Here is a 25,573-nt window from a genome sequence, read left to right as displayed (position 1 = left end):
ACTACTCCTTGTGGGAGAGGGCGCGGACGGTACGTGAGGGGCTGGGTCGCCCCAGCTGTTCGGCCATCCACACGCTCGTGGCGGTAAGGGCGGCCAGATCGACCCCGGTCTCGATGCCGAGGCCGTCGAGCATCCACACCAGGTCCTCGGTCGCGAGATTGCCGGTGGCGCTCTTCGCGTACGGGCATCCGCCGAGGCCGCCTGCGGAGGCGTCGACGGTGGTCACGCCGTGCTGGAGCGCGGCGAGGGTGTTGGAGAGGGCCTGGCCGTAGGTGTCGTGGAAGTGCACGCCGATGCGGTCGGTGCCGACGCCCGCCTCGTTCAGGCTGCCGAGCAGTTCCCGGACGTGGCCGGGGGTGGCGACGCCGATGGTGTCGCCGAGGCTCAGCTCGTCGCACCCGAGGTCGAGCAGGGACTTGGCGACCCGTACGACCTGGTGGACCGGGACGGGGCCCTCCCAGGGGTCGCCGAAGCACATCGAGAGATAGCCGCGGACGTGCGCCTGCTCCTGCTTCGCGCGGGCCACCACGGGCTCGAACATGGCGAGCGACTCGGCGACGGTCCGGTTGAGGTTGCGGGAGGCGAAGGTCTCGGTGGCCGAGCCGAACACCGCGATGCGGGTGGCCCCGAGGGCGAGCGCGCGGTCGAGGCCGCGCTCGTTGGGGACGAGGACGGGCAGGGCGACCCCGTCGAGGTCCGCAAGCTGCGGGAACAGCGCCTCGGCGTCGGCCAGCTGCGGAACCCACTTGGGGTGCACGAAGCTGGTGGCCTCGACGGTCGTGAGCCCGGCGGCGGCCAGGCGGTGGATGAACTCCGCCTTGACCTCGGTCGGTACGGCGCTCTTCTCGTTCTGGAGGCCGTCGCGGGCACCGACCTCGTGGATCCGGACCCGGGCCGGGAGGCCGGGGACCGGGACGGTCATGGGCAGGCGGTTCATTCGCCCTCCTCGTCCGGGGTGACGACGGCCAGGACCTGGTCCATCGCGACCGTGGTGCCGGGGGTCACGTCGAGCTCGGTGACGGTGCCGGCGTGCGGGGCGGAGATGACGTGCTCCATCTTCATGGCCTCGACGACGAGCAGGCCCTGGCCGGCCGTCACCTTGTCGCCGACGGCCACCTTGACGACGGTGACGGTGCCGGGCATCGGGGCGGCGAGGGTCTCGGCGCCGCCGCGCCCGGCCCCGCTGAGGTGTGCCGCGACGGGGTCGTACGCCTGGACGTGCCAGCTGTCGCCGTCGCGGCCGAGCCAGGTCCCCTCCGGGGAGGCGGCGTGGCTGAAGCGGTGGGTGACGCCGTCGAGTTCGACGGTGACGGTGTCGGTGGTGCGGGCCAGGATCCGGGCTCGCGCCGGTGCGCCGGGGCTCTGCCCCAGACCCCGCGCCTCAAACGCCGGCGAGGCTGGATCTGCTCCGGTGAGCCGCGTCTCGATGGTGACGGGCTCCGTTCCCGGGAGGCGGAAATGGTGCACCGTCCAGGCGGGCGTGCCGCCGAGGCGCCAGCCGCTGGCGGCGTCGAAGGGGTCGACCCACCCCTCCTGCCGCGGCTTGGTGAGGGGCTGCGCCAGCAGGGCTGCGGCCGCGTACACCTCGTTCGGGACCCCCTCCGGGAGGAGCTCGGCGAGGTCCCGCTCCACCAGCCCGGTGTCGAGGTCGCCCGAGATCACGTCGGGGTGGGCCAGCAGCCTCCGGAGGAACCCGGCGTTCGTCTGGACGCCCAGGATCACGGTGTCCGCCAGAGCCCCCCGCAGCAGGCGCAGCGCACTGGCGCGGTCGGGCCCGTACGCGATGACCTTCGACAGCATCGGGTCGTACGTGGAGCCCACCGGCACGCCCGCCGTGAGCCCGGAGTCGGTGCGCACCGCGCCGCCGTCCGGCTCCGAGAGGGCCAGGACCGTGCCGCCGGACGGCAGGAACCCGCGCGCCGGGTCCTCCGCGCAGACGCGGGCCTCGATCGCGTGGCCCGTCAGCCGGACCTCCGACTGGTCGAAGCCCAGCCGCTCGCCCGCCGCCACCCGCAGCTGGAGCTCCACCAGGTCCAGCCCGGTGATCAGCTCCGTCACCGGGTGCTCCACCTGGAGGCGGGTGTTCATCTCCATGAAGTAGTAGGAGGACGGGTCGCCGCCCGCGACGATGAACTCCACCGTGCCGGCGCCGACGTACCCGCAGGAGCGGGCCGCGTCGACCGCCGCCGCGCCCATCGCCGCACGGGTCTTCTCGTCGAGCAGGACCGACGGCGCCTCCTCGATCACCTTCTGGTGCCGGCGCTGCAGCGAGCACTCGCGCTCGCCGAGGTGCACCACGTTCCCGTGGGCGTCCGCCAGTACCTGGATCTCGATGTGCCGGGGCCGGTCGATCCACCGCTCGACGAGGAGCGTGTCGTCGCCGAAGGAGGAGCGGGCCTCGCGGCGGGCCGCCGCGATCTCCTCGGCCAGCACCGCCTCGTCGCGGACCAGCCGCATGCCCTTGCCGCCGCCGCCCGCCGAGGGCTTCAGCAGCACCGGCATGCCGATCTCCGCGGAGGCCGCGACCAGTTCGGCGTCCGTCAGCCCGCTGCCCGAGGAGCCGGGCACGACCGGGACCCCGGCGGCCTTCACCGTCTCCTTGGCGCGGATCTTGTCGCCCATCAGGGAGATGGCGGAGGCCGGCGGCCCGATGAAGGCCAGCCCGGCGTCCGCGCAGGCCTGGGCGAAGGCGGCGTTCTCGGCGAGGAAGCCGTAGCCCGGGTGGACCGCCTCGGCGCCCGTGCGCCGGGCGGCGTCGAGGAGCCGCTCCACCGACAGGTAGCTCTCGGCGGCCGCGGCCGGGCCGATGCGGACGGCCGTGTCGGCCTCCCGCACGTGGCGGGCGTCCGCGTCGGCGTCGCTGAAGACGGCCACGGAGCGGATGCCGAGCTGCCGCAGCGTGCGGATGACCCGGACCGCGATCTCGCCGCGGTTCGCGACCAGAACAGTGCTGAACATCAGTGAGGTCCTCACGTCACATACGGAAGATGCCGAAGCCCGAGTCGCCCAGCGGGGCGTTCGCGCACGCGGTCAGGGCCAGTCCCAGCACCTGCCGGGTCTCCATCGGGTCGATGACCCCGTCGTCCCACAGCCGCGCCGTGGCGTAGTAGGCGTTGCCCTGCTCCTCGTACTGCGCGCGGACCGGGGCCTTGAAGGCCTCCTCGTCCTCGGCCGGCCACTCCTGGCCCGCGCCCTCGATCTGGTCGCGCTTGACGGTGGCGAGGACCGAGGCCGCCTGCTCGCCGCCCATCACGGAGATCTTGGCGTTGGGCCACATCCACAGGAAGCGGGGGGAGTACGCCCGGCCGCACATCGAGTAGTTGCCGGCGCCGTACGAGCCGCCGACCACCACCGTCAGCTTCGGGACGCGGGCGCAAGCCACCGCCGTCACCATCTTGGCGCCGTGCTTGGCGATGCCGCCCGCCTCGTAGTCCCGGCCGACCATGAAGCCCGAGATGTTCTGGAGGAAGAGGAGCGGGATCCCGCGCTGGTCGCACAGCTCGATGAAGTGGGCGCCCTTCTGGGCGGATTCGGCGAACAGGATGCCGTTGTTGGCGATGATCCCGACCGGGTGTCCGTGGATCCGGGCGAAGCCGGTGACCAGCGTCTGGCCGAACTCGGACTTGAACTCCTGGAAGCGGGAGCCGTCCACGATCCGCGCGATGATCTCGCGGGCGTCGTAGGGGGTGCGCGAGTCGACGGGGACCGCGCCGTACAGCCCGGCCGGGTCCACCTTCGGCTCTTCCGGGGCCTCGACCGACCAGGGCAGGGCCCCGCGGTCGGGGAGGGTCGCCACGATGTTCCGTACGATCCGCAGCGCGTGCGCGTCGTCCTCCGCGAGGTGGTCGGTCACGCCGGAGATCCGGGAGTGGACCTCGCCGCCGCCGAGCTCCTCGGCCGTGACCACCTCGCCGGTGGCGGCCTTCACCAGCGGCGGGCCGCCGAGGAAGATCGTGCCCTGGTTGCGGACGATGACGGCCTCGTCGCTCATGGCCGGTACGTACGCCCCGCCCGCGGTGCAGGAGCCGAGGACGGCGGCGATCTGCGGGATGCCGGCTCCCGACATGCGCGCCTGGTTGTAGAAGATGCGGCCGAAGTGCTCCCGGTCGGGGAAGACCTCGTCCTGCATCGGCAGGAAGGCGCCGCCCGAGTCGACCAGGTAGAGGCAGGGGAGACGGTTCTCCAGGGCCACCTCCTGGGCGCGCAGGTGCTTCTTGACGGTCATCGGGTAGTACGTGCCGCCCTTGACGGTGGCGTCGTTCGCGACGATCACGCACTCGCGGCCGCTGACCCGGCCGATGCCCGCGATGACCCCGGCGGCGGGGGCCGCGCCCCCGTACATGCCCTCGGCGGCCAGCGGGGCCAGCTCCAGGAAGGGTGATCCGGGGTCGAGGAGGGTGTCCACGCGGTCGCGCGGAAGGAGCTTGCCCCGGGCGGTGTGGCGGGCGCGGGCCTTCTCGCCGCCGCCGAGCCGGGCCGCGTCGAGCCGGGCGCGCAGGCCCTCGGTCAGCTCGCGGTGGGCGGCCTCGTTGGTCCGCCAGGCCTCGGACGCCGGGTCCGCGGCGCTCGTCAGCACTGGTGCCTGCTGCATCGGTCGAGCTCCCTTGCTCGTTCCACTTGCTCGGTACACGCTGTTAATAAGCGTTAACGTCTGTGCCGCCTAGGTTAACGACCGCTAACGGCCCTGTCTAGAATGGTTTCCCATGAGCACCAGAGCGGCCGCCCCCACCCGTCGCGAGCAGATCCTCAGTGAGGCCGCCCGCCTCTTCGCCGCGCGCGGATTCCACGGTGTCGGCGTCGACGAGATAGGCGCCGCGGTGGGCATCAGCGGCCCCGGCCTGTACCGGCACTTCGCGGGCAAGGACGCCATGCTGGCCGAGCTGCTCGTCGGCATCAGCGAGCGGCTGCTGACCGGCGGCCGCCACCGCGTGGCGGAGGCGGCGGGCGCCCCGGAGCGGGTCCTGTCCTCCCTCATCGACGGGCACATCGACTTCGCGCTCGACGACCGGGCGCTGATCACCCTGCACGACCGGGAGCTCGACCGGCTGCGGGAGGCCGACCGCAAGCTCGTACGGCAGCTGCAGCGCCAGTACGTGGAGCTGTGGGTGGAGGTCGTACGGGAACTGCACCCGGAGGTCGGCGAGGCGGAGGTACGCGTCTCCGTGCACGCGGTCTTCGGCCTGCTGAACTCCACCCCCCACCTGGCGGCCCTGGGGCGGGAGGCGACGGAGTCGCTGCTGCGCCGGCTCGCGCACGGGGCGTTCGGGGCGCTGTCGGCATGAGCCGGGGCGTCCGCCGACCGGAATGGACGCGCCGCCTCCGCACGCGCGGCGGCAGAATGGCCCGTATGCCGAAGCCGATAGAGACGCCGAGCCGTGCCGAACTCATCGACCATCTGGTCCGCACGCGGATCGCGGGACAGGTCGCGACCCCGCGCGAGAACAACCTGAGCCACTACCGCAAGCTCGCCAACGGCGACCGGCACTACTGGCTCGGCCTGGAGCTGGGCGACCGGTGGACGGACGAACAGGACGTGCTCGCGGTGATGGCGGAGCGGTGCGGGGTCGTGGACGACCCGGCGTTCCGGTTCGGCCAGGACACCATCGACCCGGAGCTGACCGTGGCGGGCCTGGACCGGCTGGCGGCGCGGCTGCGCAAGGCGGCGCTGGACCGGCAGAGCGTGCTCTTCGCGACCGGCCACCCGGGCGGCCTCCTGGACGTCCACAGGGCCACGGCGGCGGCCCTGCGCGCCGCGGGCTGCGAGATCGTCGTCATCCCCTCGGGCCTGATGGCCGACGAGGGCTCGGTGTGGCAGTTCGCCGACGTCGCGGTGCTGGAGCGGGGCGCCACGCTCTGGCACACCCACTCCCCGGAGCCGATGGCCGCGATCCTGGACGGCCTGACGGCCGAGAACCGCCCGCAGCCGGACCTGGTCGTCGCCGACCACGGCTGGGCGGGCTGCGCGGCCCAACGAGGCCTGGACGCGGTGGGCTACGCCGACTGCAACGACCCGGCCCTCTTCCTCGGCGAGGCCGAGGGCACCCTCCAGGTGGCGGTCCCCCTGGACGACCACGTCCGCGACCCCCGCTTCTACGACCCTCTGGTCGCGTACCTCCTCAACGCGGCGGACCTGCAAGGCGCGTAGGGCGGCGGCCACGGGAAAGCCCCGACCGGGATTCCCGGCCGGGGCTTGTTCTCTAGGCGTCAGTTTGCGCAGTACATCCCGAGATAGACGCGGCCGTCCCACGCAGCTGTGTTCTGAATATACGCCTTGTACTGCACGAGGCAGTGGCCGTTGTAGTTGATCGACCTCCCTCCTCTCTTATATTCCAGCCCCTTGGTCAGTTCCCAACCGTCTCCATCGCGATCCGTCAGTTCATTCATTTTTTTGGGTGGCACCGGGGTGAATTTCTCAGGGTCCATGTCGAGGCTCTTCAAGTAGGCCACGGTTTCGTCCGGCTGGCTCTTGAATGTCAGCTGGGCCCAGCTTCCGTCCTTGTCCGACGCCTCGCAGATCCGAATTTCGTCAGCGCCCGCCGGTAGTTCGGGAAGTGAATACACTTCGCGGAGTGACGACGAAACGGTGGTCGCGGTGCAGCGACTTTCCCCTCCGTCCCAGACGGAGCATCCGGTCAGAAGGATGAATCCGACCATGGCGAAAGCGAGTGCAACGGACTGGTGGAGTCGTGTTCCCATCAGTATGTCGCCTCCTTGGTGCTGCTCTTGCCTACCATCGCATACTCGCGCGCGACGCCGTACTCGTGCATTTCGGCGAACGGTTCCAAACTGATTCCCTTAGCCGATTTGTCTTTGTCAAAATTCCAGTCCTTGTAGAGTTCGACGGTGTAGCTCGCCTTCACCTTGCGCCCGGGACCTGATCCCGCTACATCCATTTGCGCGGTGATTCGCATCTCTGCGTTTCCGATTCCGAAGGCGCCGTCAGGGGCTGTGAAATGGGTCCCTCGCCACTGGCTGTCGCCCGCGGTTCCCCGACCTGTGGGCCCGTCAGTCCGACAACACCATGGTCGGCTGGCCGGGGAAGCTCTCCACCGATGGCAGCACCGTCGGCTCCTTCACGCCCCGCTTCGAGATCGACGGCGTGCCGGGCGCCCGCATCCCCAGCGGCACCACTCTGGCCTCGGGGCAGGAGTTCTCCAGCGGCAACTCCAAGCTGCTGATGCAGGCCGACGGCAACCTCGTGCTCTCCAGCAAGGACAACAAGCAGCTCTGGGCCACCGGGACCAAGAGCCCGGGCGCCACGGCCCGTATGCAGAGCGACGGCAACTTCGCCGTCTACGCGGCCGACGGCAAGACCGAGCTGTGGAGCAGCAAGACCAGCACTCCGTACTCGTACGCGGTACTTCAGCCCCGCGGAGTGCTCGTCGTCTACAGCGCCTCCGGGCAGAGCCTGTGGACCAGCGGTTCCCAGAGCCGGCCGGACTACAACGGCGACGGCTACACGGATGTGGCGGTCCGCGATGTCAACGGTCACCTCTGGATCTATCCCGGCACCGGCGGTACGGGCACCAAAACGTTCGGCGACCGGTACCTCGCAGGCAACGGCTGGTGGCGTGATCACTGGACGAACGTCTACACCACCGATTTCAACAACGACGGATACACCGACATCGTCGCGCGGAACCACCTCGGGGACCTGTGGGTGTACCCGGGCACCGGAAAGACCGGAACCAAGACGCTCAACAACCCCATCCTGATCGGTACTGGCTGGAACATCTACCCGGACCTCGGCTTCGGCGACATGAACGGTGACGGCCGGACGGACGTCATCGGCCGTGACAGCGGCGGCAGCCTGTGGGTCTACCCCCACAGCGGCGGCACCGGCACTCAAGCCCTCAGCAGCCGGTTCTCCATCGGCGTCGGCTGGGGGGCTGCCGACTGGCCCACCCTCCGGTTTGCCGACCTGAACAACGACAACAAGATCGACGTTCTGGCGCACCGCAACAACGGCAAGCTCTACCTGTACCCGAACACCAGCAACGGTTCCATCAGCCTCGGCAGCCCCAGCGTCGTAGGCGAGGGCTGGTGGAACGGCGAATGGACCCCGTTCGCCGGCGACCTCAACAACGACGGCAAGCCGGAACAAGTCGGCGTGACCCGTACCGGGGAGCTCCACGACTTCACCGGCACCGGCAGCACCCTGATCGGTATCGGCTGGACCGGATACGACATCGTCCTCTGACCCAGGTCGACCAGTGAGGGGGCGAGGTCCGCGAGGGCCTCGCCCCCTCCGTCGTTCACCGACAGCGCGGCCTGTCGGGCGGGCAGGGCCCGTTGTCAGTGGTGGTGGCTAGCGTCGGTCTTATGTCGAAGTCGCCGAAGTCGCCGAAGGTGCACCGCTCGTTGTCCGTGCTGGTCGGCGATCCTCAAGGGCTCTCCCTCGGGCTGGAGTTGCCGGCCGGTGGGGTGCTGAGCGTGCGGGGGGAGCCGCTGTTGTGGGTCTCCGACGGGCCCGTGGGGGTCGGGGCGTTCGCCGCGCACCGGGGCGCGGCTCTGGCCGCCGCCGGGTTGCAGGCGGTGCTCTTCCAGGGCCGGCGGGGCCTGGAGGAGTGGTGGCGGGACCGGGAGCTGCGGCCGCAGCGGATGTCCGACCCGGATGACCACCACGTCGAGCCGGTGCTGCGCGAGTTCTGGCACGGTGTGGTCCCCGACCCCGAGGAGGGGGAGGAGGGCGAGGAGCTCATCGCCCCCTTCGGCCGGGACTGGCCGGGGCTCGCGGAGTCCGGGCCGGCGGGCGGGCCGGACGCGGCGGACCCGGAGGCCGCGGCCTGCGAGCTGGCGGACGAGCTGATCGGGAGCGGGTCCCTGCCGGGCCCGCGGCTCGCGCTGGTCCCCGCGGCCCGCGGAGCGGACGTACCCACGGCGATGGGCTGGTGCGGGCCGACCAACCACGAGAACGACACCGCCCGCATCAGCGCGGTCCTGCGGTCCTGGGAGGACCGGTTCGGCGCCCGCGTCGTCGCCCTCGGTTTCGACGAGCTGTACGTTTCGGTCGCCGCCCCGCCGCGTACGGTCGCCGGGGCGCTGCCGGTGGCCGCGGAGCACTTCGCGTTCGCGCCCGACAACATATGGCAGGGCTCCGGCACGATCCGGGCCTATGCCGACGAGGCGGTCACCGGCAGCAACCTCTGGGGTTTCTGGTGGGACTGAGGCCCGTCAGGCGCGCGGAACGCGGACGACGCCCTCCTGGATGACGGTCACGGCCAGTCGGCCGTCCTGGGTCCAGATGCGGGCCTGGCCGAGGCCACGGCCGGCGGCCGCCGAGGGGGACTCCTGGTCGTACAGGAGCCATTCGTCCGCGCGGAACGGCCGGTGGAACCACATCGCGTGGTCCAGCGAGGCGCCCACCACGTCACCCACCGCCCAGCCGCCCCGGCCGTGCGCGAGCAGCACCGAGTCCAGCAGGGTCATGTCGGAGACGTAGGTGGCCAGGCAGGTGTGCAGGAGGGGGTCGGCGCTGTCCAGCTTGCCGGCCGTACGGAACCACACCTGCGAGCGCGGCTCGACCGGCTCGCCGACGCTGCCCCAGGGCGGGGTCGTGGCGTACCGGAGGTCCACCGCCTCCCGGGTCTCGATCAGCCGCTCCACCGTGCCCGGGTCACGGAAGATCTCCCGGTACGCGGGCAGCGACTCTGCCGCGGTGGGCAGGGACTCCGGGTCCGGGGCCGACGGCATCGCGACCTGGTGGTCGAGGCCGTCCTCGTACGTCTGGAACGACGCGGAGAGGTGGAAGATCGGCTGGCCGTGCTGGACGGCGACGACGCGGCGCGTGGTGAAGGAGCGCCCGTCACGGATCCGGTCCACCGAGTACACGATGGGCGCGCCCGTGTCGCCGGTGCGCAGGAAGTACGAGTGGAGCGAGTGCGCGGTGCGGTCCGCGGGGACGGTCCGCCCGGCCGCGACCAGAGCCTGGGCCGCGACCTGACCGCCGAAGACGCGCGGCACCAGGGAAGGCCTGCTGGTGCCGCGGAAGATGTTCTCCTCGATCTGCTCGAGGTCGAGCAGATCGAGGAGCGACGTCAGTGCCTCGTTCATGGGGGAAGGCTAAGCGCCCGAACGTCCCTAGAGGCCCATGGACTTGGCGATGATGGACTTCATGACCTCGCTGGTGCCGCCGTAGATGCGGTTCACGCGGTTGTCGGCGTACAGGCGGGCGATCGGGTACTCGTTCATGTAGCCGTAACCGCCGTGCAGCTGGAGGCACTTGTCGATGACGCGGTGCGCGACCTCGGTGCAGAACAGCTTCGCGGACGCGGCCTCGGCGGCGGTCAGCTCACCGGCGTCCAGGGCCTCCAGGGCGCGGTCGGCGACGGCCTCGGCGGCGTCCACCTCGGCCTGGCAGGCGGCCAGTTCGAACTTGGTGTTCTGGAAGTGCGCGACCGGCTTGCCGAAGACGGTGCGCTCCGTCACGTACTCCTGGGCGAACCGGACGGCGGCCTTGGCCTGCGCGTACGCGCCGAAGGCGATGCCCCAGCGCTCGGAGGGCAGGTTCGCGCCGAGGTAGTAGAAGCCCTTGTTCTCCTCGCCGAGCAGGTCCTCGACCGGGACCTTCACGTCGACGAACGCCAGCTCGGCGGTGTCGGAGGTGCGCAGGCCCAGCTTGTCCAGCTTGCGGCCGATGGAGTAGCCCTCGGACTTGGTGTCCACGGCGAAGAGGGAGATGCCGAAGCGGCGGTCCTCGGCGCTCGGGGCGGAGGTGCGGGCGCAGACGATCACGCGGTCGGCGTGCACGCCACCGGTGATGAAGGTCTTGGCGCCGTTGAGGACGTAGTGGGTGCCGTCCTCGGAGAGCTTGGCGGTGGTCTTCATGCCCGCGACGTCGGAGCCGGTGCCCGGCTCGGTCATCGCCAGCGCCCACATCTCCTCACCGGAGACGAACTTCGGGAGGAAACGCTTCTTCTGCTCGTCGTCGGCGAGCATCTTGATGTAGGGCAGGGCGAGCAGCACGTGCACGCCGGAGCCGCCGAAGTTGACGCCCGCGCGCGAGGTCTCCTCGTACAGGACGGCCTCGAACTTGTGGGTGTCCAGGCCCGCGCCGCCGAACTCCTCGGGGACGTTGATGCCGAAGATGCCCAGCTCGCCGAGCTTGTAGTAGAAGTCGCGCGGCGCCTGTCCGGCGGCGAACCACTCGTCGTAGACGGGGACGACCTCGGCCTCGATGAAGGCGCGAATGGTCTCGCGGAACGCCTCGTGGTCCTCGTTGAACACCGTACGGCGCACGGCCGGCTCCCTTCGGTCGCGGCAGTCCGCCGCCTGAATCTAAGCGCTTGCTCAGACTAAGTTACCGGCGGGTTGTCTCCCCTGTCCAGAGTGGGTGACCGACCTCATGCGGGGCCGGCGGCGCAGCCCGGGCGCGCTCGGCCGGCGGCCGGGGCGAGGGGCTCAGCGCGCGGCCGGATCGAGGGGCTCAGCGGCCGGCCGGGCCGAGGTGCTCGGCCAGCGCCTCGTGGGTGAGGTGGAGTCCGGCCCGCAGGACCGCGTCACGGGGGCCCGGGTGGGCGGCCCGGTGCCGCAGTTCGAGCTCCCGGGCGAGCCGCAGCCGCTCCGCGCAGTCCTCGCCGCGCAGGGCCGCGTCGAGGGCCGAGGCGGTCGCCCCGACCAGCGGCGCCATGGCGTGCACCGCCTCGTCGGCCGGGCCCGGGGCGGCTCCCGCCGGCTCCCCGGCGGCCTGCCCTCGTTCCCAGGCGGCGGAGGAGCGGATCTCCAGCTCCCGCGTCAGGAACAGCAGGGCCGGCGCCGTCCGCGCGGCCAGCCGCAGCCGGGGGCGGAGCGTGTCCGCCGCCCCGGCCGGGGCCCGCCGCGGCGGCAGGAGCAGCAGGCGCTCCGTCCTGCGGTCCAGCGCGGCGGACAGTTCGTACGGGCGGCGCCACCGGGCGAAGGGGTCCGCCGGGGCGGGGCCCGTGGGCCGCCCGGCGGCGGCCCGCGCCGCGACCCGCTCCAGCAGGGCGCCGAGACCGGCGCGGTACTCCTCCAGACCGCTCGCGGCCTCCCGGTACGGGTCGGGGGGCCACAGCAGCGGGCCGAGGAGCGCCACGACGGCGATGCCGACCGCGCTCTCCTCCAACCGGGCCAGCGGATACCCCGGCACCGGCGTCGCGTAGATCACGAGGGCGGTGATCAGTACCTGCTGGTTGGGGGAGCCGTCGTGGCTCATCAGGTACATCCCGGCGCAGGCGCACACCACGAGGACCAGGAACGACAGCGAGCCCGTCGGCAGCCAGTGCAGGACCAGGACGCTCAGCACCACACCCGCGACCACCCCCACCAGCCGCTCCAGGGCCAGCCGGGGCGCCGCGAACACGTCGTCGCGCAGGATGAGGACGGCGGGCAGGGCCGCGGGCACCGGGGCCGTGCTCGTGCCGAGCCACACGCACACGAACCAGGGGACGGTCGCGCACACCAGCATCCGGGCGGCCGGTGCCAGGCGCTCACCGAAGGGGCGGCGCAGCGCCGCCACGGACGTGCTGCCGAGCATGCGGCACATCGTAGGGGCGCTCGCCGTCCCCGGCGGGCCCGCGGAAGCCGCGCGTCGCCGCGGTCGGCCGCCCGGCCGGGGCGAAGGGGCGGGCGCCGGGGAGCCTTTCAGCCGCCCGGCCCCTGCGGCGGCTCCTCCCAGCGCAGGGCGAACCACAGCTCCATCCGGGTGTCCGGGTCGTCCAGGTCCCGCCCCAGCAGCTCCGCGCAGCGGGCCACGCGCTGGCGGACCGTGTTGCGGTGCACGCCCAGGGCGGCGGCGGTGCGATCCCACCCGCCGTGGTGCGCCAGCCAGCCGCGCAGGGTCTCCCGCAGGACGGGGGAGAGGGGTGCGAGCAGGGCCGCGGCGTGCGCGCGGGCCTCCGCCTCGCCGATCAGGCCCGAGAAACCGGGGGCCGCGTGCCGGGCCAGGGGGGTGCGGGCCGCCTCGGCGCGTTCCAGGGCCCGCCGGGCCTGCGCGTCGGCGGTGGGCAGTGCGTCGGGTGCGGCCGGGGCGCTCACCCCGAGGCGCCAGCCGGGCCGCGCACCCGGCTCCCGCTCGGTGAGCAGGCGTACGCGATCCCCGCGCGGGTCCACCAGTACGGTGCCCAGCGCGGCCGCCAGGGCCTGCGGGTCGCCCGCCCCGCGGGCGTGCACCACGTGCCAGGGCCCGGGGGACAGGGCCGCGGCGGGATCGCCGTCGAGGAGCAGCCGGGTCAGGGCCGCCGCCTCCGGTCCGGCCGGCAGGTGCGCGGTGAGCAGGGTCAGCAGCACCGCCGCGACCGAGGCGATGGTGTGGTCGCCGGGGGCGCGGGCCGGTGTGGCGGTGCCGAGCGCCCGCACGGGTTCCGGCCCCGGCTCGGACGCGGGCGCCGCCCCCGGATCCGTCGGGCGGTCCGGCCCGGGCGCGGTGACGGGGACCGGAAGGCCGTCGGGTGCCGGGCCGCCCAGGGCGTGGGCCGTGAGGTGCCACCCGCCCGCCTGGTCGGTCGCCGTGGCGGGCCCGCCCGCCCGGCCGACGCGGGCCAGCAGCGCGCGCAGGGCCGCCGCGGCCTCCGCGGGCGGCGGGCTCCCCGCGGAGCGGTCGTCCGGCCGGAGCGTGACGTGGCCGCCCAGGCTCGCCGCGAGCCGCGCCAGCACCGCCGGGACGGGATCGGGCCGTGCGGCCGCCGCCGCGAGGGACTGCTGGGCCTCGGTGACCCGGCGCAGCTCCCGCGTACGGGCCCCCGCCATCAGCCGCCAGACCGTACGGGCCACCGCGCTGAAGGGGGTGCCGGGCGGGACCTCCAGGAGCGGGAGCCCGTGGCGTTCGCACGCCTCGGCAAGGCCGGCCGGCACCTGCTCGTGCACGGGCGCCACACCGAAGCCGAGCGCCGCCACCCCGGCCTCGGCCAGGCGGGAGACGTAGCCGTCGGGATCCGCGCCGAGCCCGGCCCCGGCCGTCAGCAGCAGCTCGCCGCCCAGCAGGTAAGGGGACGGGTCGGCCATCTCGGAGGCGTGCACCCCGTGCACATCGGCCTCGGCCGGGCCCGCGAGCCGGCGCAGTCCCAGCTCCCGGTCGGGCAGCAGCGCGCCGAGGGGGACCGGCGCGGTGGGCGGGGGCGGGGTGGTGGGCGGGGCCTCCATGGATACTCCGTACAGATCAGGGACGCTCTATGGATGGTACGTACACTTCGCGCCCGGTGGGGACCGCCTTACGCTCGAAGAACCGCACTTGTAGGACCTCCAGAAGGGCACCCCCCATGAGCACGCAGCCGCGCGGCCCCGTCGACTCCTCCCGCATCCCGCGCTACGCGGGCCCGGCGACCTTCGCCCGGCTGCCCCGCCTCGACGAGGTCGGCGGCAAGGCGGACGTCGCCGTCGTCGGCGTGCCCTTCGACTCCGGCGTCTCCTACCGCCCCGGCGCCCGCTTCGGCGGCAACGCCATCCGCGAGGCCTCGCGCCTGCTGCGCCCGTACAACCCGGCGCAGGACGCCTCCCCCTTCGCCCTCGCGCAGGTCGCCGACGCCGGTGACATCGCCGCGAACCCCTTCAACATCAACGAGGCCGTCGAGACCATCGAGGCTGCCGCCGACGAGCTGATCGGCAACGGCTCCCGCCTGATGACCCTCGGCGGCGACCACACCATCGCCCTCCCGCTGCTCCGCTCGGTCGCGAAGAAGCACGGCCCGGTGGCCCTGCTGCACTTCGACGCCCACCTGGACACCTGGGACACGTACTTCGGCGCCGAGTACACCCACGGCACGCCGTTCCGCCGGGCGGTGGAGGAGGGCATCCTCGACACCGAGGCGCTCTCGCACGTCGGCACCCGCGGCCCGCTGTACGGCAAGCAGGACCTCGACGACGACGCCAAGATGGGCTTCGGCATCGTCACCTCGGCGGACGTCTACCGCCGCGGCGCCGACGAGGTCGCCGACCAGCTGCGCCAGCGCATCGGCGACCGCCCGCTCTACATCTCGATCGACATCGACGTGCTGGACCCGGCGCACGCCCCCGGCACCGGCACCCCCGAGGCGGGCGGCATGACCTCCCGCGAGCTGCTGGAGATCATCCGCGGCCTGTCCTCCTGCAACCTGGTTTCGGCGGACGTCGTCGAGGTGGCCCCGGCGTACGATCACGCGGAGATCACCTCGGTCGCGGCCTCGCACACCGCGTACGAGCTGACCACGATCATGAGCCGTCAGATCGCTGCCGCCAGGCAGGGTCGATAAGCACAGCCGCGGCGGCGAAGGCGAACCCGAAGGGCGAGTAAGCGCACGTGACGCACGACCACGACCTGGTACTCCGTCCCACCGAGGCCCAGACGGCCGCCGCCCTGGCCCCGCCGCCGGGGCGGACGGGCGGGGACCTGGTCGTGGAAACGCTGCGTTCGCTCGGCGCCACCACCGTCTTCGGGCTGCCGGGGCAGCACGCCCTCGGCCTCTTCGACGCGGTGGGGCGCTCCGACCTGCGCCTCGTCGGACTCCGTACGGAGAACAACGCGGGCTTCGCCGCAGACGCCTACGGCCGCATCACGGGCGAGGCGGTCCCCCTCCTCCTCTCCACCGGCCCGGGCGCGCTCATGGCGCTGCCCGCGCTCGCGGAGGCGGCCGCGGCCTCGGCCCCGGTGCTCGCCATCTCCTCGCAGGTCCCCGTCGCGGGTCTGGGCGGGGGCCGGCGCGGCCACCTGCACGAGCTGCGCGACCAGTCGGCGTCCTTCCGGGACGTCGTGAAGTCGGTCCACGTCGCCCGCACCCCGTCCCAGATCCCCTCCGTCGTCGCGGAGGCCTGGGAGTCGGCGCTGACGGCTCCGCACGGCCCGGTCTGGGTGGAGATCCCGGAGGACGTCCTGCGGGCGGAGACGTTCGTTCCCCAGGTGACGGGCATGGACGCGACCCCGCACGAGCTCGCCCCCCGCCCGGAACTCACCGCCGTGGCCGCGCACTGGCTCGCCTCGGCCGAGCGCCCCGTGATCATCGCGGGCGGCGGGGTCATCCGCTCCGACGCCGCCGGCAAGCTCAGGCAGCTGGCGGAACGCCTGGACGCCCCGGTGGTCACCACCTTCGGCGGCAAGGGCGCCTTCCCGTGGACCCACCCGCTCTCCCTCCAGTCCTGGCTGGAGGACCGCCACATGACGGACTTCCTGGAGGACGCGGACGTCCTGCTGGTCGTCGGCTCGGGCCTCGGGGAACTCTCCTCGAACTACCACACGTTCTTCCCCACGGGCCGGGTCGTCCAGATCGACGCGGACCTCGGCAAGCTGGAGTCCAACCACCCGGCCCTCGGCATCCACGCGGACGCCCGCCTGGCCCTCCAGGCCCTGCTGGAGACGGTCGCCGAGCGCGAGGACCCCGGCGCCCCGGAGCGCGTCCGCCTGGTCCTCGACGACATCGAGGCCCGCCTCGCCACCCAGGACGTCGTCCTGGAGCGCTCGCTCCTGACCTCGATCCGCTCGGCCCTCCCCCCGCGCTCCCCGTCCTTCTGGGACATGACGATCCTGTCCTACTGGGCCTGGTCCGCCTTCGACGCGAAGCACCCCAACACCATGCACTCGGCCCAGGGCGCGGGCGGCCTCGGCTACGCCTTCCCGGCCGCCCTGGGCGCCTGCGTCGCGGAACCGGACACGCCCGTCCTGGCGGTCTCCGGCGACGGCGGCGCGATGTACTCGATCGCGGACCTGGCCACGGCCCGCCAGCACGACCTCGACGTCACCTGGCTGATCGTGGACGACGGCGGCTACGGCATCCTGCGCGAGTACATGACCCAGTCCTTCGGCAGCGCCACCGGCACGGAACTCACCCGCCCCGACTTCGCCGCCCTGGCGGCGTCCTTCGACGTCCCGGCGACCACGACCACCCCGGAATCCCTGACCGCCGACCTCAAGAAGGCCCTCGCCACCCCGGGCCCCTCGGTCGTCGTCCTCCCGGCGCTCCTCAAGATGTTCGCCCCGACGCACGTCTAGCGGCGTCGGCTCCAGCCCGTGCAGTGACCCGCCCGGCCCACGTCCGGGTGCTCCCCGCGTGCGCCGGAGCCTCCCGGCGTCCACGTTCGAATTGTTGCGGCGGGATGAAATCCGCCGGTCGGGGCGTTGCCGCTTCCGGCAGGACAGGACTAACGGGGAGGCATCACGTGACGGCGGCTGGGGAGAAACAGGGCTGGGGCAAGCGGCTGGCGGCCTACACCTGGCGGTACAGGCTCAACGTGCTGCTCGCACTCGGCTCCTCGCTGGCCGGCATGGCCGTCATGGCGCTCGTACCGCTGGTCACCAGGGTGATCATCGACGACGTCATCGGGGACAAGAGCAAGTCCATGGGGCCCTGGGCCGGGCTGCTCATAGCCGCCGCCCTGCTCGTCTACGTGCTCACCTACATACGCCGGTACTACGGCGGGCGGCTCGCCCTCGACGTGCAGCACGACCTGCGCACCGACATGTACGACACCATCGCCCGCCTCGACGGGCGCCGCCAGGACGAGCTGTCCACCGGGCAGGTCGTCGGGCGGGCCACCACCGACCTCCAGCTGATCCAGGGCCTGCTCTTCATGCTGCCCATGACCATCGGGAACTTCCTGCTCTTCGGGATATCCCTGGGCGTCATGCTGTGGCTCTCGCCGCTGCTGACCGTCGTCGCGCTGCTGATGGCACCCGCCCTCTGGTTCATCGCCAAGCGCAGCCGCAAGAAGCTCTTCCCCGCCACCTGGTGGGCCCAGGGCCAGGCCGCCGCCGTCGCCACCGTCGTCGACGGGGCCGTGACCGGCGTCCGCGTCGTCAAGGGCTTCGGCCAGGAGGAGCAGGAGACCGGCAAGCTGCGCGCGGCGAGCCGCCGGCTGTTCGCCGGCCGGCTGCGCACCATCCGCCTCAACTCCCGCTACACCCCCGCGCTCCAGGCCGTACCCGCCCTCGCCCAGGTCGCCATGCTCGCCCTCGGCGGGTGGATGGCCACCCAGGGGCAGGTCACCCTCGGCACCTTCGTCGCCTTCTCCACCTACCTGGCCCAGCTCGTCGGCCCGGTCCGCATGCTCGCCATGGTCCTCACCGTCGGCCAGCAGGCCCGCGCCGGCGTCGAGCGGGTCTTCGAGCTCATCGACACCGAGCCCTCCATCCAGGAGGGCACCCACGAGCTGCCCGCCGACGCCCCCGCCACCGTCGAGTTCGACGAGGTCCGCTTCGGCTACGACCCCGAGCGGCCCGTCCTCGACGGGTTCTCGCTCTCCGTCGCGGAGGGCGAGACCGTCGCCGTCGTCGGGGCCTCGGGCAGCGGGAAGTCCACCGTCTCGCTGCTGCTGCCGCGCTTCTACGACACCGACGGCGGCGCGGTCCGCGTCGGCGGCCACGACGTCCGCGAGCTGACCTACGCCTCCCTGCGCGGCGCGATCGGCCTCGTCCCGGAGGATTCCTTCCTCTTCTCCGACACCATCCGCTCCAACATCGCCTACGGGCACCCCGGCGCCACCGACGCGCAGATCGAGGCCGCCGCCCGCGCCGCCCAGGCCGAAGGCTTCATCCGGGCGCTGCCCGCCGGGTACGACACCACGGTCGGCGAGCAGGGGCTCACCCTCTCCGGCGGCCAGCGCCAGCGCATCGCCCTCGCCCGGGCCATCCTCACCGACCCCCGGCTGCTCCTCCTCGACGACGCCACCTCCGCCGTCGACGCCCGCGTCGAGCACGAGATCCACGAGGCCCTGCGCTCCGTCATGGCCGGCCGGACCACCCTGCTGATCGCCCACCGCCGCTCCACGCTCGCCCTGGCCGACCGGATCGCCGTACTCGACCACGGGCGGCTCGCCGACATCGGGACGCACGAGGAGCTGGAGAGCCGGTCGGCGCTCTACCGCCGGCTGCTCACCGACCCCGACGCGCTCGGCGCCGGCTCGCCGCGGACCCCGGACGCCCCCGTGATGACCGAGTTCGAGCGCGAGCTCGACCGCAAGCTCGAACGGGACATCGAGCTCGAAGCCGAGATCGACTCCGAGCCGGTCAACGCCAAGCGCCGGGTCGCGGCCGGGATCACCCCCGAGCTCTGGCGGCGCCGGGACGAACAGCCCGGCCAGGCCCCCGCGGCCGCGGGCGCCGCGCCCGGAGCCGGCCACTCCATGGCCGGAGCCGTCGCCGGCATGCCGGCAACGCCCGAACTCCTGGCGCAGGTGGCCGCACTGCCGCCCGCCACCGACGAACCCGAGGTGGACGAGACCCGCGCCGTCGCCGCCGAGGAGAGCTACGGCCTGCGCCGCCTGCTCCGCGGCTTCTGGGCGCCCCTCGCGATCAGCCTCGGCCTCGTCGCCGTGGACGCCGGCGCCGGACTGCTGCTGCCGATCCTGATCCGGCACGGCATCGACCAGGGCGTGGAGCAGGCCGTGCTCGGCGCCGTCTGGGTGGCCGCCGGGCTCGCCCTCGCCGTCGTCGTCGCGCAGTGGGCGGCGCAGTACGCCGAGACCCGCATGACGGGCCGTACCGGCGAGCGCGTCCTGTACGCCCTCCGCGTCAAGATCTTCGCCCAGCTCCAGCGCCTCGGCCTCGACTACTACGAGCGCGAGCTGACCGGCAAGATCATGACCCGGATGACCACCGACGTGGACTCGCTGAGCTCGTTCCTGCAGACCGGGCTCGTCACCGCCGTCGTCTCCGTCTTCACCTTCTTCGGCATCCTGGTCGCCCTGCTCGTCCTCGACGTCGAGCTCGCGCTGATCGTCTTCGCGACCCTCCCCGTCCTCGTCGTCGGCACGATCGTGTTCCGCCGCAAGTCCGTCGCCGCCTACGAGCTCGCCCGCGACCGGGTCAGCCTGGTCAACGCCGACCTCCAGGAGTCCGTCTCGGGCCTGCGCATCGTCCAGGCCTTCCGCCGCGAGGGCTCCGGTGCCACCCGCTTCGCCGAGCGCAGCGACTCGTACCGCGAGGCCCGGGTCCGCGGCCAGTGGCTGATATCCGTCTACTTCCCCTTCGTCCAGCTGCTGTCCTCGGGCGCCGCGGCCGCCGTGCTGATCGTCGGCGCGGGCCGGGTGGAGGCCGGGACGCTCACCACCGGCGCGCTCGTCGCCTACCTGCTCTACATCGACCTCTTCTTCGCGCCCGTCCAGCAGCTCTCCCAGGTCTTCGACGGCTACCAGCAGGCCACCGTCTCCCTGGGCCGCATCCAGGGCCTGCTGCGCGAGCCCACCACCACCCCGCTCCCCGAAGAGCCCCGGCAGGTGCCGGAGCTGCGCGGGGAGATCGCCTTCGAGGACGTCCGCTTCCAGTACGGGACGGCGGAGGAACGCGGCGAGAAGGGGGAGGCGCTGGCCGGCATCAGCCTGCGGATACCCGCCGGGCAGACCGTCGCCTTCGTCGGCGAGACGGGAGCCGGCAAGTCCACGCTGGTCAAGATGGTGGCCCGGTTCTACGATCCGACCTCCGGCCGGATCACCGCCGACGGCGCCGACCTGCGGGAGCTCGACCTGACGGCGTACCGGCACCGCCTGGGCGTCGTCCCCCAGGAGCCCTACCTCTTCCCGGGGACCGTCCGTGACGCCATCGCCTACGGGCGGCCCGAGGCGAGCGACGCCGAGGTGGAGGCCGCCGCCCGCGCGGTCGGCGCCCACGACATGGTCGCCACCCTCGACGGCGGCTACCTGCACACCGTCGCCGAGCGCGGCCGCAACCTCTCCGCCGGCCAGCGCCAGCTGATAGCGCTGGCCCGGGCCGAACTCGTCGACCCGGACGTGCTGCTGCTCGACGAGGCCACCGCCGCCCTGGACCTGGCCACCGAGGCCCAGGTCAACCAGGCGACGGACCGGCTCGCCGGCAAGCGCACCACCCTGGTGGTGGCGCACCGGCTGACCACCGCCGCGCGCGCCGACCGGGTCGTGGTCATGGACCGCGGCCAGGTTGTGGAGGACGGCACCCACGACGAACTCCTGGCGCTCGGCGGCCGGTACGCCAAGCTGTGGCGCACCTTCGTCGGAGAGGACGAGCGCGCGGCGGCCTGAGCGGGCGGGGTTTCCACGGACGCCCCGGGGGTGCGTCCGTGGAAACCCCGGGGATCAGAACTCGCCGAACAGCAGGTTCCCCGGGGCGTCCTCGTCGGTGCCGGTGTAGTACTCGCGTACCGCGTGGAGGAGTTCGTCCACCGTCAGGGTGCCGTCCCCGTCCGCGTCGATCCGCTCGAACAGCGCCTCGGTGTGGGCGGGGCTCAGCTCCGTGCCGAAGGCCTCCTGCGCCTTGTGGAACTCCTGCGGGCTGATGCGCCCGTCGCCGTCGGCGTCGACGATCGTGAGGATCGCCCGCATCATCGGCCGGAACGAGCGGTCGTACGCGGGCCCGCCCTGCGCGTACAGCCGCGTCATGCCCAGCTTGTACTCCTCGGGCGTGACCTTGCCGTCCCGGTCCATGTCCAGCTCCGTGAACAGGTCCTGCCAGAAGTCGGCCAGACCGACCATCACCAGATCGGCCTTGGGCGACGTGTCCGGCTCGCCGAGGGCCGACAGCAGCCGGGATCCGAGCGCGAAGATGTCGTCGGCGTCGATCACCCCGCTCCCGTCGGCGTCCAGATGCGTGAAGGCGCGCTCCAGCTTGCGGTCGAGCAGGTCGTTGGTCATGGCGGTGCCTTTCACGGCTACGGCGGGCGGGGCGGTGATCACCCAGCGTAATCTCCCGCTCGATCGCGAACTCCTCATCTCCCGCTGGGAAGTTGCGGATGCACTCGTACGAGGGATGAGCGGCCCGCGCGGCCCGTCGCGCCGCACTGCGGTGTGACCGGCCGGGTCCTTGCCTGCTGCAACCTTCCATGGGGCTCGGGCGTCGTACGTGCGTACGTGTGCCGTGCGTACGACCGATCGGGGGACAGGTTGTTGCAGGGGTGGAGGAGACGGGCCCGCAGGGCCGCGTCCCTGGGGATCTTCGCGACGGTGCTGTGGCTCTGCGTCGGCGGACTGTTCACGGCGCCGCCCGCGCAGGCGGCGGCCGACGGCTGCGGGGGGCGGCTGACGAGGACGGTGTCCTTCGACACGGGCGAGCTGCGCGTCTACAAGAGCCGCAACCAGGCCTGCGCGGTGACCGTGGCCCGCGTTCCCGGTGAGCGGCGGCAGATGGCGGTGAGCATCCAGCCGCGCGGCGGGGCCCCCGTCCGGGAAGCCGGGCGGTTCACCCGTCACGCCGGGCCCGTCACCGTCGGCGCGATCACCCGCTGCGTGTATGTAAGGGGCAGCGTGGGTGCCGGATCGGCCACCTCCGGCTGGATCCTGTGCTGAGGTCGCGGCCCAACTAGGTCTGTTCAGCGGTGCGTTGCCCCGGCTAGGTTCACGGCGACCGAAGTGAACTCAAGGGGAGGGTGAATGCGCAAGACGCTCGGATGGCTGCTGTCGCTCGTGGTGCTCATCGGCACCATGGGCGCGGCCGGCTCCACGGCGCAAGCGGCCACAGCCGCGCAGCCGTCGGCCGCCACGGACATCAAGGACCAGATCCTCGGCATTCCCGGGATGAGCCTGATCGAGGAGAAGCCGTACCCCGGCTACCGCTTCTTCGTACTGAACTACGAGCAGCCGGTGGACCACCGGCAGCCGTGGAAGGGCACCTTCAAGCAGCGCCTGACCCTTCTGCACAAGGACGTCTCGCGGCCGTCGGTGTTCTACACCTCCGGCTACAACGTCAGCACCAGCCCGCGCCGCAGTGAGCCGACGACCATCGTCGACGGCAACCAGGTGTCCCTGGAGTATCGATTCTTCACGCCCTCCCGGCCCGACCCGGCCAACTGGGCGAACCTGGACATCTGGCAGGCCGCCAGCGACCAGCACCGCCTCTTCACCGCCCTGAAGAAGATCTACAAGAAGAACTGGCTGGCCACCGGCGGCAGCAAGGGCGGTATGACCGCGACCTACTACGAGCGCTTCTACCCCCGCGACATGGACGGCGTCGTCGCGTACGTCGCGCCGAACGACGTCGTCAACAAGGAGGACTCGGCCTACGACCGGTTCTTCGCCAAGGTCGGCACCAAGGAGTGCCGCGACAAGCTGAACGCGGTGCAGCGCGAGGCGCTCGTGCGCCGCGAGCCGCTGGAGGCCAAGTACGCCGTGGCCGCGGCCGAGAACGGCTGGACCTTCACCACCGTCGGCAACCTCGACAAGGCCTACGAGGCCGTCGTCCTCGACTACGTGTGGGCCTTCTGGCAGTACAGCCTGCTCGCCGACTGCGCCTCCATCCCGACGGCCGCCACCGCAACCGACCAGGAGATCTGGGACACGATCGACGCGATCTCCGGCTTCTCGGCCTACGCCGACCAGGGCCTGGAGACGTACACGCCGTACTACTACCAGGCGGGTACGCAGCTCGGCTCCCCGGACATCAAGCAGCCGCACCTGGGCAACCTGAGCCGCTACGGCTACCAGCCGCCGCGCAACTTCGTGCCCCGGGACATCCCCATGACCTTCCAGCAGGGGGCCATGGCTGACGTGGACAAGTGGGTGCGCAACAACGCCGACCAGATGCTCTTCGTGTACGGCCAGAACGACCCGTGGGGCGCCGAGCCGTTCCACCTCGGGTACGGGGTGCGCGACAGCTACGTGATGATCGCGCCGGGCGCCAACCACGGGGCCAACGTCGCGAAGCTGCAGGACGGCGAGAAGACCCTCGCGACCGCGAAGATCCTGCAGTGGGCCGGGGCGGCTCCGGCCGCCACGATCGCCGACGAGTCGAAGGCGGCGCCGCTGGCGGCCGCCGACGCACAGCTCGACCGGCAGGACCTGGAGCGCGAGCCGCAGCTGCGGCCGTGACCGGCCCGGGACCCGGCGTCCCGGGCCGTGGGACGCGGGCTGACGCCCGGAACTAGCGCGTCAGCCCGTGGCCCAGCGGGTAGCGGCCCGGCACCGGGACGGGGAGGCGGCCGGCGGGCCGGACCGCCCCGGTGAGCACCCGGGCCGCCGCCCGCATCTCCACGTCCGTCCAGGAATACGTCGCCAGCTCCGCCGCGCAGGCCGGCAGCCGGGCCGGGTCGTACGGATTGCGGACCGCCAGCAGGATCACCGGGACGCCGGACGCGATCAGGTCCGTCACCAGCCGGCGTTGTGGATTGTCCTCTTCCGGGACGTTGTACGTGCACACCAGCACGGCCGCGTGACCGGCCGCCGCGGCCACCGCACGGGCGGGCGGTACCGCCGTGGCCCGGCAGCCCAGGGCGGTCAGCTCCCGCGCCAGCACGGCCGTGGGGGGACCCGTGGTGCCCGTGGGCGAGGCCGGGTCCGTTCCCGTCACCAGCAGCCGGGGCCCGGACGTCGCATCGATCGGCACCAGCCCGCGGGGATTGGCCAGCAGGGTCGTCGTGCCCGCCGCGATCTCGTCGGCGGCGTCCCGGTGCCTGCGGATGCCGACGGTGGCGTCCACCGCCTCGGTGGTCGTGTAGGCCTCGTCGAACAGACCCCGGCGGGACTTCAGTTCCAGGATCCGCAGCACCGACTCGTCGATCCGGGCCTCCGTCAGCTCGCCCGCCTCGACGGCCGCCAGCACGCTGCGGTACGCGAGCCCCAGGTCCGGCGGGTTCAGCAACTGGTCGCAGCCCGCCAGCAGGGCCAGTACGGGCACCCGGTCGTCCCCGTACTTCTGCCGGACCCCGGCCATGTCGAGGGCGTCGGTGACCACCACCCCCTGGAAGCCGAGGCGTTCGCGCAGGATGCCCGTGACGATCGGCCGGGAGAGGGTCGCCGGGTCCCCCGACGGGTCGAGCGCGGGGAAGACGATGTGCGCCGTCATGACCGCGTCCACGCCCGCCTTCACCGCGGCCCGGAACGGCGGCTCGTCCAGCTCCTCCCAGACGGCGCGGGTGTGCCGCATCACCGGCAGGCCGACGTGGCTGTCGGTCTCGGTGTCCCCGTGGCCCGGGAAGTGCTTCGCGGTGGCGGCCACTCCGGCGCCCTGGTAACCGCGCACCTGGGCGGCCACCAGGGCCGCGACGGCGTGCGGGTCGGAGCCGAAGGACCGTACGCCGATCACCGGATTGGCCGGGTTGACGTTGACGTCGGCCACCGGCGCGTAGTCCTGCCGGATGCCCAGGGCCGCCAGCTCGGCGCCCGCGACGCGCGCGGCCCGCAGGGCGTCGGCGGTGGAGCCGCCCGCACCCAGCGCCATCGCCCCCGGGAGCAGTGTCGCGGGGGCGCCGATCCGGGCGACCGCGCCGTGCTCCTGGTCGGTGGAGAGCAGCAGCGGGATCCGGGCGCCGGAGGTGAGCGCGGCCTGCTGGAGGGCGACCGAGAGCGCGGCGATCTGGTGCGGGGTGCGGGTGTTGTGGGCCCAGGAGAAGTAGACGATCCCGCCGAGGTGGTAGCGGGCGACCAGCTCGGCGGCGGTGCGCACCCCGAACAGCGTCTGGTTCTGCTCGGCGTCGGCCGGGTCGGGGTCGGTCGCCGAATGGCCGTACGCCCGGGAGACGAAGAGCTGCCCGACCTTCTCCTCGAGGCTCATCCGGTCCATGAAGCGGGCCAGGCGGGCGCGGTCGGGCCGACGGCCCGGCGGGCCCTCGGGGGACCGCGAATCGTCGGGGGTGCTGGGCGTGCCGAGCGCGGCGGAGGCGGCCCCCGCGGCGGTGACGGCGACCATGGCGGCTGCGGTGAGCAGGGTCCGGCGGGAGGCGTGGGGCGGCACGGGGCGGACCCTACCGGTTGCCCT

20 protein-coding genes are annotated in these 25,573 nt (G+C 72.7%); 9 read left to right on the top strand and 11 right to left on the bottom strand.

Annotated features, from left to right (window positions below; all coding sequences use genetic code 11):
• Nucleotide 1: 1 nt before the first annotated feature.
• Genes OG472_RS17930 through OG472_RS17920 form a run of 3 tightly spaced genes read right to left on the bottom strand, consistent with a single transcriptional unit; the run spans nt 2 to nt 4,591 of the window.
• Nucleotides 2-937, bottom strand: a complete 936-nt coding sequence (locus OG472_RS17930) for a hydroxymethylglutaryl-CoA lyase (RefSeq protein WP_401602166.1) — start codon at nt 935-937, stop codon at nt 2-4.
• Entirely contained in the window at nt 934-2,958 is a 2,025-nt protein-coding gene (locus tag OG472_RS17925; protein WP_405941726.1) for a biotin carboxylase N-terminal domain-containing protein, read from the bottom strand. Before OG472_RS17925 ends, OG472_RS17930 begins: the two co-directional genes overlap by 4 nt.
• A gap of 16 nt (nt 2,959-2,974) precedes the next feature.
• Entirely contained in the window at nt 2,975-4,591 is a 1,617-nt protein-coding gene (locus tag OG472_RS17920) for a carboxyl transferase domain-containing protein (protein WP_383567527.1), read from the bottom strand.
• A 112-nt stretch (nt 4,592-4,703) separates the two neighbouring features.
• Here OG472_RS17920 and OG472_RS17915 point away from each other — a divergent pair, with 112 nt between their 5' ends.
• Together OG472_RS17915 and OG472_RS17910 are read left to right on the top strand one after the other, a co-directional pair.
• Nucleotides 4,704-5,282 (top strand): TetR/AcrR family transcriptional regulator, encoded by a 579-nt coding sequence (locus OG472_RS17915; protein ID WP_361770009.1) that lies wholly within the window; start codon nt 4,704-4,706, stop codon nt 5,280-5,282.
• 56 nt (nt 5,283-5,338) lie between these two features.
• Nucleotides 5,339-6,145: a phosphatase gene (locus tag OG472_RS17910; protein WP_405830212.1), complete on the top strand. Its 807-nt coding sequence runs from the start codon at nt 5,339-5,341 to the stop codon at nt 6,143-6,145.
• A gap of 59 nt (nt 6,146-6,204) precedes the next feature.
• On the opposite strand, the gene OG472_RS17905 is transcribed toward OG472_RS17910, so the two are convergent.
• The gene (locus tag OG472_RS17905; RefSeq protein ID WP_405830210.1) at nt 6,205-6,696 is read right to left on the bottom strand and encodes a hypothetical protein; all 492 of its coding nucleotides are present in this window, start codon (nt 6,694-6,696) and stop codon (nt 6,205-6,207) included.
• Complete coding sequence (locus OG472_RS17900) at nt 6,696-6,911, bottom strand: hypothetical protein (RefSeq protein ID WP_405830208.1); 216 nt, start codon at nt 6,909-6,911, stop codon at nt 6,696-6,698. Before OG472_RS17900 ends, OG472_RS17905 begins: the two co-directional genes overlap by 1 nt.
• A gap of 110 nt (nt 6,912-7,021) precedes the next feature.
• Here OG472_RS17900 and OG472_RS17895 point away from each other — a divergent pair, with 110 nt between their 5' ends.
• Both OG472_RS17895 and OG472_RS17890 read left to right on the top strand, forming a co-directional pair.
• Nucleotides 7,022-8,200 (top strand): FG-GAP-like repeat-containing protein, encoded by a 1,179-nt coding sequence (locus tag OG472_RS17895; protein WP_405830206.1) that lies wholly within the window; start codon nt 7,022-7,024, stop codon nt 8,198-8,200.
• Nucleotides 8,201-8,322: 122 nt separating this feature from the next.
• A complete protein-coding gene (locus tag OG472_RS17890) occupies nt 8,323-9,168 on the top strand; it encodes a DUF4253 domain-containing protein (RefSeq protein ID WP_405830205.1) in 846 nt (281 codons plus the stop codon).
• Between the two features lie 6 nt (nt 9,169-9,174).
• Here OG472_RS17890 and tesB read toward each other — a convergent pair whose 3' ends face one another.
• The 4 genes from tesB to OG472_RS17870 all read right to left on the bottom strand — a co-directional run bounded on the left by tesB (nt 9,175) and on the right by OG472_RS17870 (nt 14,097).
• Nucleotides 9,175-10,053 (bottom strand): acyl-CoA thioesterase II, encoded by an 879-nt coding sequence (gene tesB / locus OG472_RS17885; RefSeq protein WP_319722966.1) that lies wholly within the window; start codon nt 10,051-10,053, stop codon nt 9,175-9,177.
• Between the two features lie 27 nt (nt 10,054-10,080).
• Nucleotides 10,081-11,238 (bottom strand): acyl-CoA dehydrogenase family protein, encoded by a 1,158-nt coding sequence (locus OG472_RS17880; RefSeq protein ID WP_383567508.1) that lies wholly within the window; start codon nt 11,236-11,238, stop codon nt 10,081-10,083.
• Nucleotides 11,239-11,425: 187 nt separating this feature from the next.
• On the bottom strand, nt 11,426-12,493 hold the full coding sequence (locus tag OG472_RS17875; RefSeq protein WP_405830200.1) for an FUSC family protein: 1,068 nt from the start codon (nt 12,491-12,493) through the stop codon (nt 11,426-11,428).
• Nucleotides 12,494-12,600: 107 nt separating this feature from the next.
• A complete protein-coding gene (locus OG472_RS17870) occupies nt 12,601-14,097 on the bottom strand; it encodes a PucR family transcriptional regulator (protein ID WP_405941725.1) in 1,497 nt (498 codons plus the stop codon).
• Between the two features lie 116 nt (nt 14,098-14,213).
• Between OG472_RS17870 and speB the strand changes: the two genes are divergently transcribed.
• From speB to OG472_RS17855, 3 genes are all read left to right on the top strand, one after another.
• The gene (speB, locus tag OG472_RS17865) at nt 14,214-15,182 is read left to right on the top strand and encodes an agmatinase (protein WP_361757108.1); all 969 of its coding nucleotides are present in this window, start codon (nt 14,214-14,216) and stop codon (nt 15,180-15,182) included.
• 47 nt (nt 15,183-15,229) lie between these two features.
• Complete coding sequence (locus tag OG472_RS17860; protein ID WP_405941724.1) at nt 15,230-16,912, top strand: thiamine pyrophosphate-binding protein; 1,683 nt, start codon at nt 15,230-15,232, stop codon at nt 16,910-16,912.
• A gap of 104 nt (nt 16,913-17,016) precedes the next feature.
• Nucleotides 17,017-20,910 carry an ABC transporter ATP-binding protein gene (locus tag OG472_RS17855; protein WP_405941723.1) on the top strand — a complete coding sequence of 1,298 codons (3,894 nt, stop codon included), beginning with the start codon at nt 17,017-17,019 and terminating at the stop codon, nt 20,908-20,910.
• 54 nt (nt 20,911-20,964) lie between these two features.
• On the opposite strand, the gene OG472_RS17850 is transcribed toward OG472_RS17855, so the two are convergent.
• Entirely contained in the window at nt 20,965-21,519 is a 555-nt protein-coding gene (locus OG472_RS17850; RefSeq protein ID WP_405830194.1) for an EF-hand domain-containing protein, read from the bottom strand.
• Between the two features lie 309 nt (nt 21,520-21,828).
• On the opposite strand from OG472_RS17850, the gene OG472_RS17845 reads away from it, so the two are divergent.
• Together OG472_RS17845 and OG472_RS17840 are read left to right on the top strand one after the other, a co-directional pair.
• Entirely contained in the window at nt 21,829-22,170 is a 342-nt protein-coding gene (locus OG472_RS17845; protein WP_383567490.1) for a hypothetical protein, read from the top strand.
• 84 nt (nt 22,171-22,254) lie between these two features.
• Nucleotides 22,255-23,688 carry a S28 family serine protease gene (locus OG472_RS17840; protein WP_405941722.1) on the top strand — a complete coding sequence of 478 codons (1,434 nt, stop codon included), beginning with the start codon at nt 22,255-22,257 and terminating at the stop codon, nt 23,686-23,688.
• A gap of 52 nt (nt 23,689-23,740) precedes the next feature.
• On the opposite strand, the gene OG472_RS17835 is transcribed toward OG472_RS17840, so the two are convergent.
• Nucleotides 23,741-25,549 (bottom strand): glycoside hydrolase family 3 N-terminal domain-containing protein, encoded by a 1,809-nt coding sequence (locus tag OG472_RS17835; RefSeq protein WP_405830191.1) that lies wholly within the window; start codon nt 25,547-25,549, stop codon nt 23,741-23,743.
• Nucleotides 25,550-25,573 lie beyond the last annotated feature (24 nt).

The organism is Streptomyces sp. NBC_00207 (assembly GCF_045160965.1).
GTDB lineage: Bacteria > Actinomycetota > Actinomycetes > Streptomycetales > Streptomycetaceae > Streptomyces.
The sequence above is the reverse complement of the archived record's forward strand: the minus strand, read 5'-3'. Positions and strand labels throughout refer to the sequence as shown.